We start from the raw sequence: 15,630 nt of genomic DNA on the forward strand, positions 1-15,630 counted from the left end.
CTAAAGAAAAGAAATCGCTTTATGCTTTTAAAAAACTAACAAATAAAAAGAATGAAAAAAATAATTGGATTAATAATTGTTGGAATACTAGCAATTTTTGCAGCCTACTACGCTTTTATATATTTTGTACCCTATAGTGAAGGCATACGTTCTGGGGAGCTTATAAAAATAAGCTATAAAGGTATGGCTGTTAAGACGTGGGAAGGAGAAATTAGTCAAGGTATTTCTGGAGCTCAAATTTTTCAATTCTCTGTTTTAGACAAAGACAAAGAAGTCATTCAACAATTAAAAGACTATCAAGGTCAGTATGTGAAGCTAGACTATATAGAACGTTACAGAACATTCTTTTGGTTAGGAGATTCTAAGTATTTCGTAACTAAAGTACAAAAAGAAAATTCACCTGGTTACCGCAATTAATTATGAAAGAATTTAAAACATCTAAAGAATCTAGAGTATCCATAACAGAATTAATGCTCCCTGCGCACTCTAATTTTGGAGGTAAAGTTCACGGAGGGCACATTTTAAACTTAATGGATCAGATAGCATTTGCATGCGCTTCTAAGCATTCTAGAAGCTATTGTGTTACTGCATCCGTAAATAAAGTAGATTTTCTAAATCCTATTGAAGTGGGTGAATTAGTGACCTTAAAAGCATCTATAAACTATACAGGTAAAACCTCAATGGTTGTAGGAGTTCGAGTGGAATCGGAAAATATAAGAACAGGTAAAAAGAAGCATTGTAATTCTTCTTACTTTACCATGGTTGCAAAAGATTTGGAAGGTAAAAGCATTCCTGTTCCTGGCTTAATAATTGATTCTACAGAAGATGTAAGACGATTTTCAAGAAGTATTCAACGCAAATCTGAAGCTTCTTCGAGAACAAGTCGTTTTGATTCTTCAAACTTTAAAGTTGAAGAATACATTTCTCATTTAGAAAACGAGAATGTAAAGTTAAATTTAAAATAATTCAGCCTCCTTACCTTACACCACTGGTAACATTATAAAAAACGGAGGGAGTTAGTATACTATAAGCTACTGTAATTGATCTCTTTAACGTTCAAGATATTGGCAGAAAATGTTTTAAAGATACCTATTCGTCACAGAACAGCAAAGAAAACATGAATGCTTATCTAGAGCATAGCTTTTCCACGAAGAAAATAACAAAAGAATTATGTGACCTTAATTCAGCATTCTATTTTGCCAAACTTAAGGGGTACTTATTGGATATATAAAAGTAAATTTTGGAGAAGCACAGACCGCAACGACAGATAAGAACAGTCTTGAAATAAAACGAATCTACGTTCTAAAAGAATTCCATGGCAAAAAAATAGGTCGGCTTCTTTATAAAATGGCACTAGATAGCGCTGAACAAAATAAAGCTACTCCAATTTGGCTAGAAGTCTGGGAAGCAAACAAAAGAGCTATTCGGTTTTATAAAAAAAATGGTCTGTACTCTTTGACACCTATAATTTTAAACTAGGTGAAGACCTGCAAACGGACCTATTGAAATAACCAAACTACAATAATCATGCAAATAACCAATAGCTCCATTAATAATATTGACGAAATTTTCCGACGCTATAAAATAGCATCAGACTATCAAAAAGAAAAAAAAAGTTGTTGTTTGGTCTGATTTTAAACGCACATTGGTAGAAACGGAAATAGCAGAAAAAAGACAGTTTAAAATGTTGATTGATGGTGAAATAGCATGTCTTTGGGCTATTACCTTTAATGACGAACAAATCTGGGAAGAACGGGACAATACAAAATCTATTTACATCCATAGAATTGCAACCCACCCTAAATTTAGAGGGAACAACTATATAGCTAAAATTGTAGCTTGGGCAAAAGTCTACGCACGCTCTGTTGAAAAACAATTTATACGCTTGGATACTTTAGGGGATAATACCAAACTAATCGAACATTACCAAAACGCTGGATTCGAGTTTTTGGGAATGTTCGATTTAAAAAACACAGATTTGTTACCTGATCATTATCAGGATCAACCAGTATGCTTGTTTCAAATAGATTTAAGCAAATAAACTAGAGTCCTTTTGCCGCATCTTTATCTAAAAACCAAATAAGCTTATTAGCACTTGGCTTTACTAGACTTGCTGGATATACTGTCGTATCTGCCTTTGGCCTAAGAATTTCATTCACCTTATCTGCTTTACTTGCTCCTGTTACCAAAAAGGCTACAGTTTCAGCATTATTGATAATTTTTCCGGTGATAGAAACACGTCTTTGTCCCGATTCAGGATGTATGGCTACCACACAATTTTCTTTTGCATCCCAAAGGGTAATTTCATGTGGAAAAACAGAAGCCGTATGTCCATCATCTCCCATTCCTAAAATCACCAAATCAAATTTTGGAACCCCACCTTCATTTGGTAAGTTTTTGGCTAAAACATCACTATAGCGTATCGCTTCTGTTTTAGGATCATTCTCCCCTAAAATTCTAAAAATATTCCCCGCAGGAATTTCTATTTTAGATAACAGATGTTCTACCGTCATTTTATAGTTGCTTTCATCATCGGTTGGTTGAACACAACGTTCATCTCCCCAATAAAAAAACACTTTAGACCAATCTATTTCAGTACCAAAATGTGCGGCTAGATAATCAAAAACAATTTTAGGAGTACTACCTCCTGAAAGTGCTACATGAAATGCATCATGCTTTTTTGCTTCATCTTTAAAAAAGGCTGAGAATTTTTCTGCAACCTGTTGTTTTGTACTATATATTCTTACTTGCATTCTAAAAAGTCTTTTAACAAATTACACAGAAACCAGAATCATCTACCAAATGCGGCCCTGGATTGCGCCAAACAAAATTTCCTTCAATCAAATCATCAGAATTTTCTGGACCCCAAACTCCTGCAGAATACCCGTAAGTTTTTACGTCTTCACTATGTTCCCAATAGTTTAATATAGGGTCTACAAATGCCCATGCAGCCTCTACTTCATCTGCTCTAGCATATAATGTAGCATCACCTTGCATGGCATCCAATAATAAACGTTCATACGCTTGCATCACATTTGTGTCTACCAAACTAGAATAATAGAAATCAAGATTGGCACGTTCTACCTGAAACCCTTGTCCAGGAACTTTAACCCCAAATTTGATTAAAATACCTTCATCTGGTTGTATTCTAATGACTAATTTATTATGCTTGTTATTAATATCTTGTTCATTAAATACTTGATGGTGTGGTGTTTTAAAATGAATAACCACCTCAGTAACTTTAGTGGGCATACGTTTAGCGGTACGCACATAAAAAGGAACATCACTCCAACGCCAATTGTCTACAAAGAATTTAATAGCTGCAAAAGTTTCTGTTTTAGAATTAGGATCTACCCCCTCTTCTTCTCTATATCCTTTTACTTGTTCTCCGTCTATTTTTGAAGCTACATATTGCCCTTTTATGGTATGATCAAACAGTGTTTTTTCGTCTGTCATGATTCGAAGCGATTTTAAAGCTTTCACTTTTTCGTTTCTAATCTCCTCCGCATTAGAATTAATTGGCGGCTCCATAACAATTAAAGAAACTATTTGTAACAAATGACTTTGAAACATATCGCGGAGTGCTCCAGACTTATCATAATACCCGCCTCGTTTCTCTACGCCTACCGTCTCTGCATTTGTTATTTCTATATGGTGAATGTAGTTTCTATTCCATAAAGGCTCAAAAATGGAATTTGCAAAACGAGTCACCAATAAATTTTGAACAGTTTCTTTCCCTAAATAATGATCAATACGGTAAATCTGTTTCTCATGAAAATATTTCTGTAAGCCCTTATTTAAATCTCGAGCGGTTTGTAAGCTATATCCAAAAGGTTTTTCAACCAAGATACGCTTCCAACCGTTTGCTTCATTGTTTAACCCTTTGTCTGAAAGGTTTTTTGCAATGGCTTCATATAGACTTGGTGGTGTCGAAAGATAAAATATATAATTATTCTCTGTATGATATTTATTATTCAAATCCCCTATACGCTTGCTTAAGCGGTCATAATCTGTATCGTAATCATCCCCTAAATCTTCGTAAAATAATTTATCCGCAAAAGTGGATATAAAATCTTGTTCTTCTTCCTTTAGGCTCGATTTTAGGTGTTCACTTTCATGAACTACTTTTTTTCTAAATTCACCGTCGGTAATAGAACTTCTACTTGCCCCTAAAACAACAAAATTTTCTGGGAGATGTTTTCCTTTGTATAAGTTATAAATAGCAGGAATTAACTTCCTTGCGGTTAAATCTCCTGAAGCTCCAAAAATAATAAGCATTTGATTTGCCGTCTTGTTCATAAATCCTAGCTTTTTTTTAATCTGAATGTTGTATTTCCAATTTTTCTCAAGACTTTGGTTAGTTTCTTCCGTATAACCCGCCTAATTGAATATTTTAAATTAATTTTGATGTAATTCTTTGGCTAAATTAAGACTATTTTACATCAATTAACAGTTTAGTCGAATACTTTACACAATATTGACACCTAATGTTAGGTAATAAAAAATACACAAGCATGAAGCATACAGATTATGATTTTGGATTAGTAGGACTTGGCGTTATGGGACGTAATTTTATATTGAATGTCGCCGATAATAATTTTAAAGCCTTTGGTTATGATTTAGATCAAGAAAAGGTAGACGCCCTTAAAACAGAAGGTGGAAATTTAGAGCGTGTGAACGCTGCAACAGATATAAAAACATTTGTAGCTGCCTTAGCAACCCCAAGAAAAATAATGTTATTGGTTCCTGCTGGTAAAATTGTTGATGCGGTAATAGAAAACCTTTTGCCTTTTTTAGAAAAAGATGATATCATTATTGATGGTGGAAATTCTTTCTTTACAGATACAGACCGTAGAGAAGCATATTTACAAGAAAAAGGAATTCACTTTTTTGGCTCTGGAGTTTCTGGAGGTGCAGATGGGGCACGTAAAGGCCCTAGCATTATGCCCGGAGGGAATAAAGAAGCGTATGCACATGTTAAACCTATTTTTGAAGCCGTTTCTGCGAAATACAAGGGTGAGCCTTGCGTAGCCTATTTAGGCCCTAAATCTGCCGGAAACTATGTGAAAATGGTTCATAATGGTATTGAATATGGTTTGATGCAACTTACTTCTGAGATTTATGATATCCTTAGAAAAGCTGGCGGATTATCTAATGATGAATTACATACTGTTTTTGATACTTGGAATAAAGGGAGATTACAGTCCTTTTTAGTTGAAATTACGGCCGAAATTTTCAATCAGAAAGATGATAAGGGTGATGGTCGTTTGGTGGATAAAATTTTAGACAAAGCAAAACAAAAAGGTACAGGAAAATGGACCTCGCAAAATGCGATGGATTTAGGTATCCCTGTTCCTTCCATTGATATTGCTGTAAGTATGCGTGAGATTTCTGCTTTAAAAGAAGAACGCGTAGAAGCAGATAAATTATATGACAGACCTGATGTTGCTCCAATTGCAAAAGAAGAATTAATTGCAATGGCAGAAGAGGCCTTGTATTTTGCTTTTATTACAACATATGCACAAGGATTACATCAATTAGCCGATGCTTCAAAAGAATATAAATATGAATTAGATCTATCTGTGATTGCAAAAATATGGAGAGCAGGTTGTATCATTAGAGCTGGTTTACTTGCCGATATCTCTAGTGCTTATGTAGCAAATAAAGACTTAAAGAATTTATTACTAGCACCCTCTTTTGTTCCTAAAGTACAGAAAGCAGTACCTTCTTCTAGAAAATTAGTTGCTTATGCTGCAACAAGCGGAATTCCGATGCCAGGGCTATCAAATTCATTAACTTATTTTGATGCCTATACTTCTAGTAAATTGCCTTTAAATTTAATTCAAGCACAAAGAGATCATTTTGGATCACATACGTATGAACGTACCGATGTAGAAGGTATTTTCCATACAGAATGGGGAGTATAACCTCATAATTACTACTTTAGTAAAAAGCCCTTTAGTTCACTATGGGGCTTTTTCATTTTAAATTGAGGCTGTTTTACCACAATAATATCATGAAATTTAGGTTTAATACGATATAAATTTAACCTACTTAAGTATGAAATGGTATTTAGACGCATTGAAAAAATATGCACAATTTGATGGACGTTCAAGAAGACAAGAATATTGGATGTTTAGACTTTTCTCTATCTTGTTTATGTTCGCAAGTTTAATTATAGACGGGATTATATCTTATTTAGCAGATTTCCCTCTATTTTTAGTAACTACGCTCTACTGTTTAGCTATTATAATTCCTAGCATAGCAATAACCATAAGAAGATTACATGACACCAACAATAGTGGCTGGATGATTTTTGTAGCGTTAATTCCGTTTGTTGGGGGTATTTGGTTGCTTGTATTAGAAGTTACAGAAGGAACACATGGAACCAATAATTACGGTGAAGATCCTAAAATGAGTCAGGAGCTTATTCAGAGTTATTAATTTTAAGAAATTTAAATCCATTACAACTTGTAATGGATTTTTTATTTAATATCTTTCCTTGTCTTTCAAAAGCAGAACATGCCTTTTTACAACAACCCTAAATACAAAAACCTACAACTCGTCCTTTCTGCTATTGTAGTGATAAGTGTGAGCTTTATATATGGCGGAAACCCAAGTGTTGTACTTCCCTATGTTTTTGGTTTTGATGTAATTGATATTGATTTAAAAAACATATTCAGAGCTATAATGGGGCTATACCTTGCTATTGGTGGCTTTTGGGTTTACGGAATATGGAATAAGAACTATTGGGAGTCTGCAACGATTGTAAACATTCTATTTATGGGTGGTTTGGCTTTTGGTAGACTTGTAAGCACGCTACTTGATGGGGTATCTCCACAATTTACTGTTGGCTTTATTTTAGAATTTATTTTTATGCTTTGGGGCATTTATAACCTAAAATTACACCGTAAACTTAGTTTATAAAAACCCCATACGTTGTCTCGTACTAGCCCTACCTATCTGGTCTGTTCTGAATTTGGTTTCGCATTTTCCCATCCTGCCAAAAGTTGTTTTGACAAGGCTGAAATCACTTTGGTATAATTTTCATTTTTTGCGAGATTAATAGTTTCAAAAGCATCATTTTCTGAATCGTATAACTCTGCCGACACAAACGCCTTTTTAGTACCCGTTTTTTCATTCCAACCATACCATTCTATATAATGATATTTCTCCGTATTCATAGAATACCCCATATAGCGTTTACCATCTGCAGATACTTTTGGTCGGCGGTGAAACTGACTAAAAGCAGCCTTTTTCCAAGATAAATCGGGTTTTTTTAATAAAGGAACAAAACTAGTGCCTTGCATATTCTCAGGAATAGGAATCCCCGAAAGCTCACAAAGAGAAGGGAACATATCTATTAATTCTGTAATTTCAGAACTCTTTGCTCCTCTAAGTTTCTGATCTGGATACCGAATAATCATAGGTACTTTTAAATCAATGTTATAGTTTGTCATTTTACCCCAACTATTATGCTCTCCTAATTTCCAACCATGATCTCCAAATAAAATGATAATGGTATTATCATAGATACCAATCGTCTTCATATGGGCAATAAGATCACCCAACAAAGCATCTACATAACTTACACTGGCATAATACCCATGCTTTAAGGTTTGGATCGTATCTTTTGATATACGTTTTGAGGACGTAGGGTGGCCAATATGATTAAAGCCATCATAATGCCTTAATTCGTACATGGAGTTCATACTATAAAGCGGAGCCCCCTCCGGAATTTCAGGATTTATAGCAGTAGGAATTTTTTCCCGATCGTATAAATCCCAATACTTTTTGGGCGCTGCAAATGGTAAATGTGGTCTAAAATACCCCAATCCAAAGAAGAATGGAGTTTTAGTTTTAGAAAGTCTAGTTAAAGTTTGCTTTGCTAATTTTGTTTGTGCCCCATCATAGTACATGGTATCGTGCACCTCGGCAGCTTCCCAAGCGGGTCCAGTATTCCAACCATCTGCATAACGTTCTGGTCGCAATTTTAATAGAGAATCTCTTTTTATAGCCTGTGATTTATTTACCGCTTCGCTAATGTAAAAAGTTTCTCCATCTCTTTTAAGCCATTCTTCTTTCAAATATCGAGAAGGCCTTAAATCTGGTTCATCCCATGATATCGAATCAGGCATATAATTATGAAAAATTTTACCCATATTCACGGTATGGTAACCATTCTTCGAAAAATATTGGGGCATAGTTACAGCTTCAGGGTTTATCTCTCTAAACTTATCTCCCAAGTGCCAAACTCGTGTAGCATCGGGCCGTAAACCCGTCATTAAACTAGCTCTAGATGGTGCGCAAACAGCAACTTGTGCATAGGCCTCCATAAAGGTCATTCCTTCAGACGCTAAGGCATCTATATTCGGAGTGATAACTTCAGTATCTCCATATACGCCTAGAGCTGGTCTAAGATCATCGATAGATATAAAAAGAATATTAGGTTTTACCTGTTCATTTTCTTGATGTTGGCTATTGCCGAGTGCTACAAAACACAACAACATCAACTGCATCAGTACATACTTACCATTCCTCATATCATTCATTTAAAAAATTGCCTCGAATAAAAATAAGTCAATTTTAATACAAAAAGAAAAACCCGCTTACATAGTTGTAAATAGGAGTTCTTTTTAATGGTATTCTTAAAATACTAGGTGCTTAAATACATTTTTATACGAGAATACGAGTTGTAAAACGCATCATCTTTTGAACTATAAATAAAACTCTGCCTCCTTCATTTTATTTTCGTGTAACCTTTTATTTGCGGCAGTACCAATTAACTCAAATTAAAAAGAGCTAAAGCTTGCATTAGAATCTTCATTGATGCCACACCCAAGGCTTAAAAAGCTATATCCAACGAAAAATAAACCGTAAGGTCCTTAGCAGTAATCGTTCTAACAACTAAAAACAAGGTGGTTTCAGATGCCGATTTTAAAGATTTTTATCTCTTCATTTTAAGAAAACAAATACCTACTAATCAAACCCCTGTTCATCAAGACCCAAGCACTAGCGTAGGCAAATTTGATAAAAAAAACGACAAGAGTTTATGAGTAAAACCAGTTATAAAAAATGGTCGTACCAAATGGAATGAAACTCATGTCTATTTACGCGAATAGAGCTTCCCTTTTTTATAGGGAAAAACCTCCGTTTTATGCAGTTAGCCAACAATGGCTAACCATAGCCAAATAAGCATTGGCTATTTTAGTATAATACATTTAAAAATACTGATCACCTACTCTTCTATAAACCAGCTTTTTACCACAACATAGCATTGATAGGCAACAAAAAATTATATCATACAGCGAACATCCGTAAATTGTAGGTTTTAACTTACTTAGTAAATAATTCTATACTGTTATTATGATTTTATCCAAGCAATCAGCTACACTAGTGTTATGGTCATCTCTACTATTACTATGTTGTAAGATTGCATTTGCGCAATCCAATCAAACCTCTATATCTTTTCAACACTTACCTGGAGGCTTATCTCAAAGCTCTGCTAACGTAATTTATGAAGATAGTTATGGTTACCTATGGATTGGTACTAGAAATGGACTCAATAAATACGATGGTAAAAATTTTAAAATATACGAACAGGCTCTTGATAATAAAACAGGCCTTACCAATGGGTATATTGAAGATATTTACGAAGACGACAATAGACAATTATATATAGGTACCGTTCAGGGTTTAAATATCTATCACCGCGACATGGATATCCTAAAGCCTTATCCATTCATTGGTGAGGGCAAAAAATTAGAATTGGAACATTTTTATTCTATTATTAAATCCACAGATTTTCTTTGGTTAGGAACCACTACCAGCCTATTTAAGTACCATATTAAGACCGGTAAAACCAAAGAGTTCAAATATCAAGAAGTAACAAACAAGGTAATAATAAGCAATTATGTTGTAAAAATTGCAAAATTAAATAATGAAAAAACTTTAGTCATCATCGATAACGACATTTGGATATTAAATAATGACTTAAAGGTTTTATCAAAACTTCACGAAAGTCAGAGAATACGAAGTGTACTACAACAAAACCCATCTCAGTTTTTAATTGGTTTACATAATGGTGAACTAATTGAATTAAAGATCAAAAATGACAATTCCTTAAACACAGAAAGAAAAAAAATAAGCAATGGCTATCCTATTTTATCATTATCAACTGCTCCAAATGGTGATTATTGGATAGGCAGTGAAAATGATGGTCTTTTTATTTACTCAAAAAGGACCAAACAAGTGACAAATTTAAAATATGACAATACAAATATAAATTCAATCTCTAGCAACTCTATTTGGTCTATATACAATAGTAAAGGAATTATGTGGCTAGGACCCTACAAAAAAGGCCTAAGCTTTTACGATCCAATTTATCATAAATTTAAACATATAAAAAACCAACCTTTTAATTCTCTGTCTTTAAACAATAATAATGTAAACTGTTTTATTCAAGATATAAATGATCCTAATGATCACCTTTGGATTGGAACGGATGGAGGTGGTTTAAATTACTGGGACAGAACCTCCAATACATTTGTAAAATATAGTTTAGACAATAAAAATCTCGATACCAACATAGTACTCAGTATACTACAAGATAAAAAAAGTCAATTATGGTTAGGGTCTTGGGGTAAAGGAATTACCGTATTTGATATTAAGAATAAAAAGTATAAGGTATTGACAAAAGAAAATTCCTTTTTGCTGTCAAACAATGTATTTAATCTAATGATGGACCGCAAAGGGCGAATATGGATTGCAACATTTCACGGTGGATTACAATGCTATACTCCAGAAACTAAAACACATAAAAACATTGACCTTAAAAATAACGTCAGTAAAAATACAGTCTCTACCATCACCACTATAACCGAAGATAAAAATGGAAATATATGGGTTGGAACACAAATATCTGGGCTCTTTAAACTCACTGAAATAAATGAAGAGTGGCAATACACCAGTTATAATAGTCAAGAGAATGAACACATCATAAGTAACGACTTCATTAATGCTATTGTAGAAGACAGCAAGGGTACTTTATGGGTTGGTACTCAAGCAGGGTTAAATAAATACAATGCTACTACTGGTTATTTTGAAGCGATCACCCGTAAAAATGGATTAAAAAATGATGCCGTAAAAGGAATTATAGAAGACGAAAATCATTTATTATGGTTAAGTACGGGTTTTGGAATTATTCAATACAATCCTGAAAGTGAGGTATCTATAAATTATGATAGTAATGATGGTTTACAAGGCAACGAATTCAATTCCAATTCTTTCTATAAAACCAAAAACAATGAGTTAATTTTTGGTGGTAGTAATGGCTTCAATTTATTTCAAGCAAAAGACATTAAAAAAAGGGTAGACACCCCTAAAGTAAATATTACCAGTCTAAAAATATTCAACAAACCTGTTTATGCAGGTGATGCATCTAAAATTTTAAAACAGTACATCTCACAAGTAGATTCTATTACCATGTCGTATGATAAAAATGTAATTACTTTTGAGTTCAACGCTTTAACTTTTCGTCATCATGATAAGGTTAACTACGCTTATTTTCTTGATGGTTTTGAAACGAGTTGGAATTATGTAGGGCACCAAAAAAATGCTACTTACACCAGTTTAGAGCCAGGTAATTATACACTCCGCATAAAATCTAGTAATTCTGATGGGATTTGGAATAACAATGAAACTACCCTACATATTACAATTACACCTCCTTTTTGGAAAACCTGGTGGTTTCGCTTACTCCTAATAGTGCTGTTAATTTCAGGCATCTATTTAGTCCTCTATCTTCGGATTAAAAACATAAAAAAATATCAATTAACACTGGAAAAAGAGATAGACGAGCGTACGCAACAATTACAACTACAAAAGAAAGAACTTAAAAAAATAGCTGATGAGTTAACCACTAAAAATGAAGAAATTCAACGTTTTACTTTTGCCGTTTCGCACGATCTTAAAAGTCCGTTAAGCGGTATTAAAGGTATTGCAAGCCTTATTCCTATGGAGTTTGTAATGAAAGACTATCCTGAATTAGAGCAGTACCTAGAGATGATTAATATTTCATGTGATACGATGAATAACCTTATTGGAGATATTACTAAAATTGCGAAAATTGGTAAAATTGAAAACAAAAATGAAATACTTGATGTTAATGAAATTGTAGCATTATCCACCACCTTAGTCAAAGGAAAATTAAAAGTGGCCAAGGTAAAACTCATTGTAGAAGAAGACCTACCTAATATTTATGGTGACAGAAATAGAATTATACAAGTCTTTGGTAATCTGTTAGATAACGCTATCAAGTACATGGGTGACCAAAAGGAACCCGTAGTTCATATTAAAGCACAAGAAAACGAAGACAACATACAGTTCTCCGTTTCAGATAATGGTTCTGGAATGGATGAAAAATCTTTAAAAAAGCTTTTCTCTCCCTTTGAACGATTTCATGCCAACGTAAAAGGAACCGGCTTAGGTCTTTATATGATTAAGCAGATTATTGAATCACATAACGGTACTATTTATGCTAAATCTGAAGGTACAGGAAAAGGAACTACTTTTTATGTGGTAATCCCCAACATCGCAGATCAAGAGATCCAAAATATGATGGATACTAACATAACTCCTGAAAGCACAGATAAACAGTAGTGATCAAGAGATTGAGCAAAAAAAAAGCTTGAGCAGGTTGCTCAAGCTTTTTTTTAAATTTAAAAGTATTTTTTATTACTTACTTAAATACATTTTTCTACGAGAATACAAGTTGTAAAACTCATCATCTTTTAAACTATCAATAAATAAAATACTTTCTCCAGTACTTTTCATTTCTGGACCTAAGTTTTTATTTACATTATGGAATTTCTCAAAAGAGAAAACAGGTTGCTTAATTGCGTAACCTTCTAGTTGAGGGTTAAAATTAAAATCTTTTACCTTTTTCTCTCCTAACATTACTTTAGTCGCATAATTTACATAAGGTTCTTTATATGCCTTAGCTATAAATGGTACCGTACGTGATGCTCTAGGGTTAGCTTCAATGATGTATACAATATCGTCTTTTATTGCAAATTGAACATTTATAAGTCCTACCGTATTTAAGGCTAACGCAATTTTTCGGGTATGATCTTTAATTTGTTGCATTACAAATTCACCTAAATTAAAAGGAGGTAACGTTGCATTTGAATCTCCTGAGTGAATTCCACAGGGCTCAATATGCTCCATGATCCCTATGATATAGACATCTTCTCCATCGCAAATTGCATCTGCTTCTGCTTCTATAGCGCCATCAAGATAATGATCTAATAAAAGCTTATTCCCTGGTATCTGTTTTAAGAGGTTAATAACGTGCTCTTCTAATTCTTGTTTATTGATTACAATTTTCATCCCCTGACCTCCTAAAACATAGGACGGTCTAATCAATAAAGGAAAATCTAATTCTTCTGAAAGTGCTAATGCCTCCTCTGCTGTTTCTGCAACTCCAAATTGAGGAAAAGGAATATTATTTTCTTCAAGCATTTTAGAGAAACTTCCTCTATCCTCTGCTAAATCAAGTGCTTTAAAGCTGGTGCCGATAATTTTTATCCCGTGTTTTTCTAATTTCTCAGCCAATTTAAGTGCTGTTTGCCCACCCAATTGAACAATAACTCCTTCTGGTTTCTCATGAAGAATAATATCGTAAATATGTTCCCAAAAAACAGGTTCAAAGTATAATTTATCAGCCGTATCAAAATCGGTCGATACGGTTTCAGGGTTACAGTTAATCATGATGGTTTCATACCCACATTCCGCAGCTGCTAAAACCCCATGAACACAACAATAATCAAACTCAATCCCCTGCCCTATTCGGTTAGGTCCTGATCCTAAGACTACAACCTTCTTTTTATCCGTAACAATACTGTCATTTGCAACATACCTTGTTCCGTCTGGTCTTTCTATTTCTTCTTCAAAAGTAGAATAATAGTATGGCGTCAATGCTTTAAACTCTGCCGCACATGTATCTACTAATTTAAATACTCTATTGATATTTAACTCCGTACGCTTTTTGTGCACTTCACTTTCATAACAATCTAGCATATGTGCAATCTGACGATCCGCAAAACCTTTTTGCTTTGCTTCCAACAGAATATCTTTAGGTAAAGATTCAATGGTAAAAGTTTCTATTTCCTTTTCTAATATATGTAGTTCTTCATATTGTTTTAAGAACCACATGTCTATTTTAGTTATTTCATGAATTCTACTTAATGGAATACCTAACTGAATTGCATCATAAATAATAAACACACGATCCCAACTTGGAATTGTAAGCTTACTAATGATTTTATCGTAATCTTTCAATCCTTTTCCATCTGCCCCTAAGCCATTTCTTTTAATTTCTAAAGATTGTGTCGCTTTATGAAGTGCCTCTTGAAAAGAACGCCCTATTCCCATTACTTCTCCAACAGATTTCATTTGTAAGCCTAACGTTCTATCTGAACCTACAAACTTATCAAAATTCCAACGTGGTATTTTTACAATTACATAATCTAAAGTAGGTTCAAATAACGCCGATGTAGATTTTGTAATTTGATTATCTAATTCGTCTAAGTTGTACCCAATTGCCAATTTTGTAGCAATTTTTGCGATGGGATACCCTGTCGCTTTTGAAGCTAAAGCCGAAGAACGCGATACTCTTGGGTTAATTTCTATCGCTATAATATCTTCTTTTTCATCAGGACTTACTGCAAACTGCACATTACATCCTCCGGCAAAATCGCCAATACTGCGCATCATGTGAATTGCCATATCACGCATTTTTTGATACGTTTTGTCTGATAAAGTCATTGCCGGTGCTACTGTAATAGAATCTCCAGTATGAATCCCCATAGGATCCATATTTTCAATCGCACAAATAATAACGACATTATCATTTTTATCGCGTAATAATTCTAATTCATATTCTTTCCAGCCCATTAAGGCTTTATCAATCATTACTTCATGAATTGGAGAAATTTCTAACCCACGACTTAATAATTCATCAAAATCTTCTGGCTTATATACTATAGATGCTCCTGCCCCTCCTAAAGTATAGGAAGCTCTAATAACTAACGGGAAACCAAATTCTTGCGCAATTTCTTTTCCTTTTAGAAAAGAGGTTGCTGTTGCCTGTGGTGCCATCCCCACACCAATTTTAATCATTAAATTTCTAAACTTCTCACGGTCTTCTGTGATGTTTATAGCATCAATATCAACCCCAATAAGTGCTACTCCAAAATCTTTCCAAATCCCTTTTTCATCAGCTTCAATACATAAATTCAGTGCTGTCTGACCTCCCATTGTGGGTAACACCGCATCTATATTTGGATGCTTTTTTAGAATTTCAATGATAGATTTTGTGGTTAACGGTTTTAGATAAACATGATCTGCCATTGTCGGATCAGTCATTATCGTAGCTGGGTTACTATTAATTAAAATAGTTTCTATTCCATCTTCACGTAGAGATCTAAGCGATTGAGAACCAGCATAATCAAACTCACATGCTTGTCCAATTACAATTGGTCCAGATCCAATTAATAAAACAGATTTGATATTTTTATTCTTAGGCATTGTACTTGTATTATATAGTGTTCGCTAATAATTTTTAAAAAT

12 protein-coding genes are annotated in these 15,630 nt (G+C 33.9%); 8 read left to right on the top strand and 4 right to left on the bottom strand.

Annotation, left to right across the window (positions count from 1 at the left end; genetic code table 11):
* Positions 1-51: 51 nt before the first annotated feature.
* The 4 genes from GQR94_RS00355 (at position 52) to GQR94_RS00370 (ending at position 2,041) form a co-directional block, all read left to right on the top strand.
* On the top strand, positions 52-417 hold the full coding sequence (locus GQR94_RS00355; protein WP_158973466.1) for a 6-phosphogluconate dehydrogenase: 366 nt from the start codon (positions 52-54) through the stop codon (positions 415-417).
* Between the two features lie 2 nt (positions 418-419).
* On the top strand, positions 420-965 hold the full coding sequence (locus tag GQR94_RS00360; protein WP_199271511.1) for an acyl-CoA thioesterase: 546 nt from the start codon (positions 420-422) through the stop codon (positions 963-965).
* 262 nt (positions 966-1,227) lie between these two features.
* On the top strand, positions 1,228-1,479 hold the full coding sequence (locus GQR94_RS22550; RefSeq protein ID WP_233268676.1) for an N-acetyltransferase: 252 nt from the start codon (positions 1,228-1,230) through the stop codon (positions 1,477-1,479).
* 166 nt (positions 1,480-1,645) lie between these two features.
* Positions 1,646-2,041, top strand: coding sequence for a GNAT family N-acetyltransferase (locus tag GQR94_RS00370; protein WP_370458266.1), 396 nt, complete (start codon positions 1,646-1,648; stop codon positions 2,039-2,041).
* 1 nt (position 2,042) lies between these two features.
* Here the strand turns inward: GQR94_RS00370 and pgl are convergent, their stop codons facing one another.
* Positions 2,043-2,753: a 6-phosphogluconolactonase gene (pgl, locus tag GQR94_RS00375; RefSeq protein WP_158973467.1), complete on the bottom strand. Its 711-nt coding sequence runs from the start codon at positions 2,751-2,753 to the stop codon at positions 2,043-2,045.
* Between the two features lie 13 nt (positions 2,754-2,766).
* Positions 2,767-4,299: a glucose-6-phosphate dehydrogenase gene (zwf, locus tag GQR94_RS00380; RefSeq protein ID WP_158973468.1), complete on the bottom strand. Its 1,533-nt coding sequence runs from the start codon at positions 4,297-4,299 to the stop codon at positions 2,767-2,769.
* 215 nt (positions 4,300-4,514) lie between these two features.
* On the opposite strand from zwf, the gene gndA reads away from it, so the two are divergent.
* From gndA to GQR94_RS00395, 3 genes are all read left to right on the top strand, one after another.
* Positions 4,515-5,927: an NADP-dependent phosphogluconate dehydrogenase gene (gene gndA, locus GQR94_RS00385; RefSeq protein WP_158973469.1), complete on the top strand. Its 1,413-nt coding sequence runs from the start codon at positions 4,515-4,517 to the stop codon at positions 5,925-5,927.
* 133 nt (positions 5,928-6,060) lie between these two features.
* Positions 6,061-6,444 carry a DUF805 domain-containing protein gene (locus GQR94_RS00390; protein ID WP_158973470.1) on the top strand — a complete coding sequence of 128 codons (384 nt, stop codon included), beginning with the start codon at positions 6,061-6,063 and terminating at the stop codon, positions 6,442-6,444.
* Between the two features lie 78 nt (positions 6,445-6,522).
* The gene (locus tag GQR94_RS00395; protein ID WP_158973471.1) at positions 6,523-6,927 is read left to right on the top strand and encodes a DUF4345 domain-containing protein; all 405 of its coding nucleotides are present in this window, start codon (positions 6,523-6,525) and stop codon (positions 6,925-6,927) included.
* 32 nt (positions 6,928-6,959) lie between these two features.
* On the opposite strand, the gene GQR94_RS00400 is transcribed toward GQR94_RS00395, so the two are convergent.
* Positions 6,960-8,543: a sulfatase gene (locus tag GQR94_RS00400; RefSeq protein WP_158973472.1), complete on the bottom strand. Its 1,584-nt coding sequence runs from the start codon at positions 8,541-8,543 to the stop codon at positions 6,960-6,962.
* 823 nt (positions 8,544-9,366) lie between these two features.
* Here GQR94_RS00400 and GQR94_RS00405 point away from each other — a divergent pair.
* Positions 9,367-12,660 carry a two-component regulator propeller domain-containing protein gene (locus tag GQR94_RS00405; protein ID WP_158973473.1) on the top strand — a complete coding sequence of 1,098 codons (3,294 nt, stop codon included), beginning with the start codon at positions 9,367-9,369 and terminating at the stop codon, positions 12,658-12,660.
* Positions 12,661-12,735: 75 nt separating this feature from the next.
* Here the strand turns inward: GQR94_RS00405 and carB are convergent, their stop codons facing one another.
* The gene (gene carB, locus GQR94_RS00410) at positions 12,736-15,588 is read right to left on the bottom strand and encodes a carbamoyl-phosphate synthase large subunit (RefSeq protein ID WP_158973474.1); all 2,853 of its coding nucleotides are present in this window, start codon (positions 15,586-15,588) and stop codon (positions 12,736-12,738) included.
* Positions 15,589-15,630: the final 42 nt, after the last annotated feature.

Origin of the sequence: Cellulophaga sp. L1A9 (assembly GCF_009797025.1) — a bacterium.
Taxonomy (GTDB): Bacteria; Bacteroidota; Bacteroidia; order Flavobacteriales; family Flavobacteriaceae; genus Cellulophaga.

Coding starts and splice junctions, on each gene's coding strand:
- gndA (WP_158973469.1), top strand. CDS start 4,515: ATGAAGCATACAGATTATGATTTTGGATTAGTAGGACTTGGCGTTATG.
- GQR94_RS00395 (WP_158973471.1), top strand. CDS start 6,523: ATGCCTTTTTACAACAACCCTAAATACAAAAACCTACAACTCGTCCTT.
- carB (WP_158973474.1), bottom strand. CDS start 15,588: ATGCCTAAGAATAAAAATATCAAATCTGTTTTATTAATTGGATCTGGA.
- GQR94_RS00400 (WP_158973472.1), bottom strand. CDS start 8,543: ATGAGGAATGGTAAGTATGTACTGATGCAGTTGATGTTGTTGTGTTTT.
- GQR94_RS00355 (WP_158973466.1), top strand. CDS start 52: ATGAAAAAAATAATTGGATTAATAATTGTTGGAATACTAGCAATTTTT.
- pgl (WP_158973467.1), bottom strand. CDS start 2,753: ATGCAAGTAAGAATATATAGTACAAAACAACAGGTTGCAGAAAAATTC.
- GQR94_RS00390 (WP_158973470.1), top strand. CDS start 6,061: ATGAAATGGTATTTAGACGCATTGAAAAAATATGCACAATTTGATGGA.
- GQR94_RS00360 (WP_199271511.1), top strand. CDS start 420: ATGAAAGAATTTAAAACATCTAAAGAATCTAGAGTATCCATAACAGAA.
- zwf (WP_158973468.1), bottom strand. CDS start 4,299: ATGAACAAGACGGCAAATCAAATGCTTATTATTTTTGGAGCTTCAGGA.
- GQR94_RS00405 (WP_158973473.1), top strand. CDS start 9,367: ATGATTTTATCCAAGCAATCAGCTACACTAGTGTTATGGTCATCTCTA.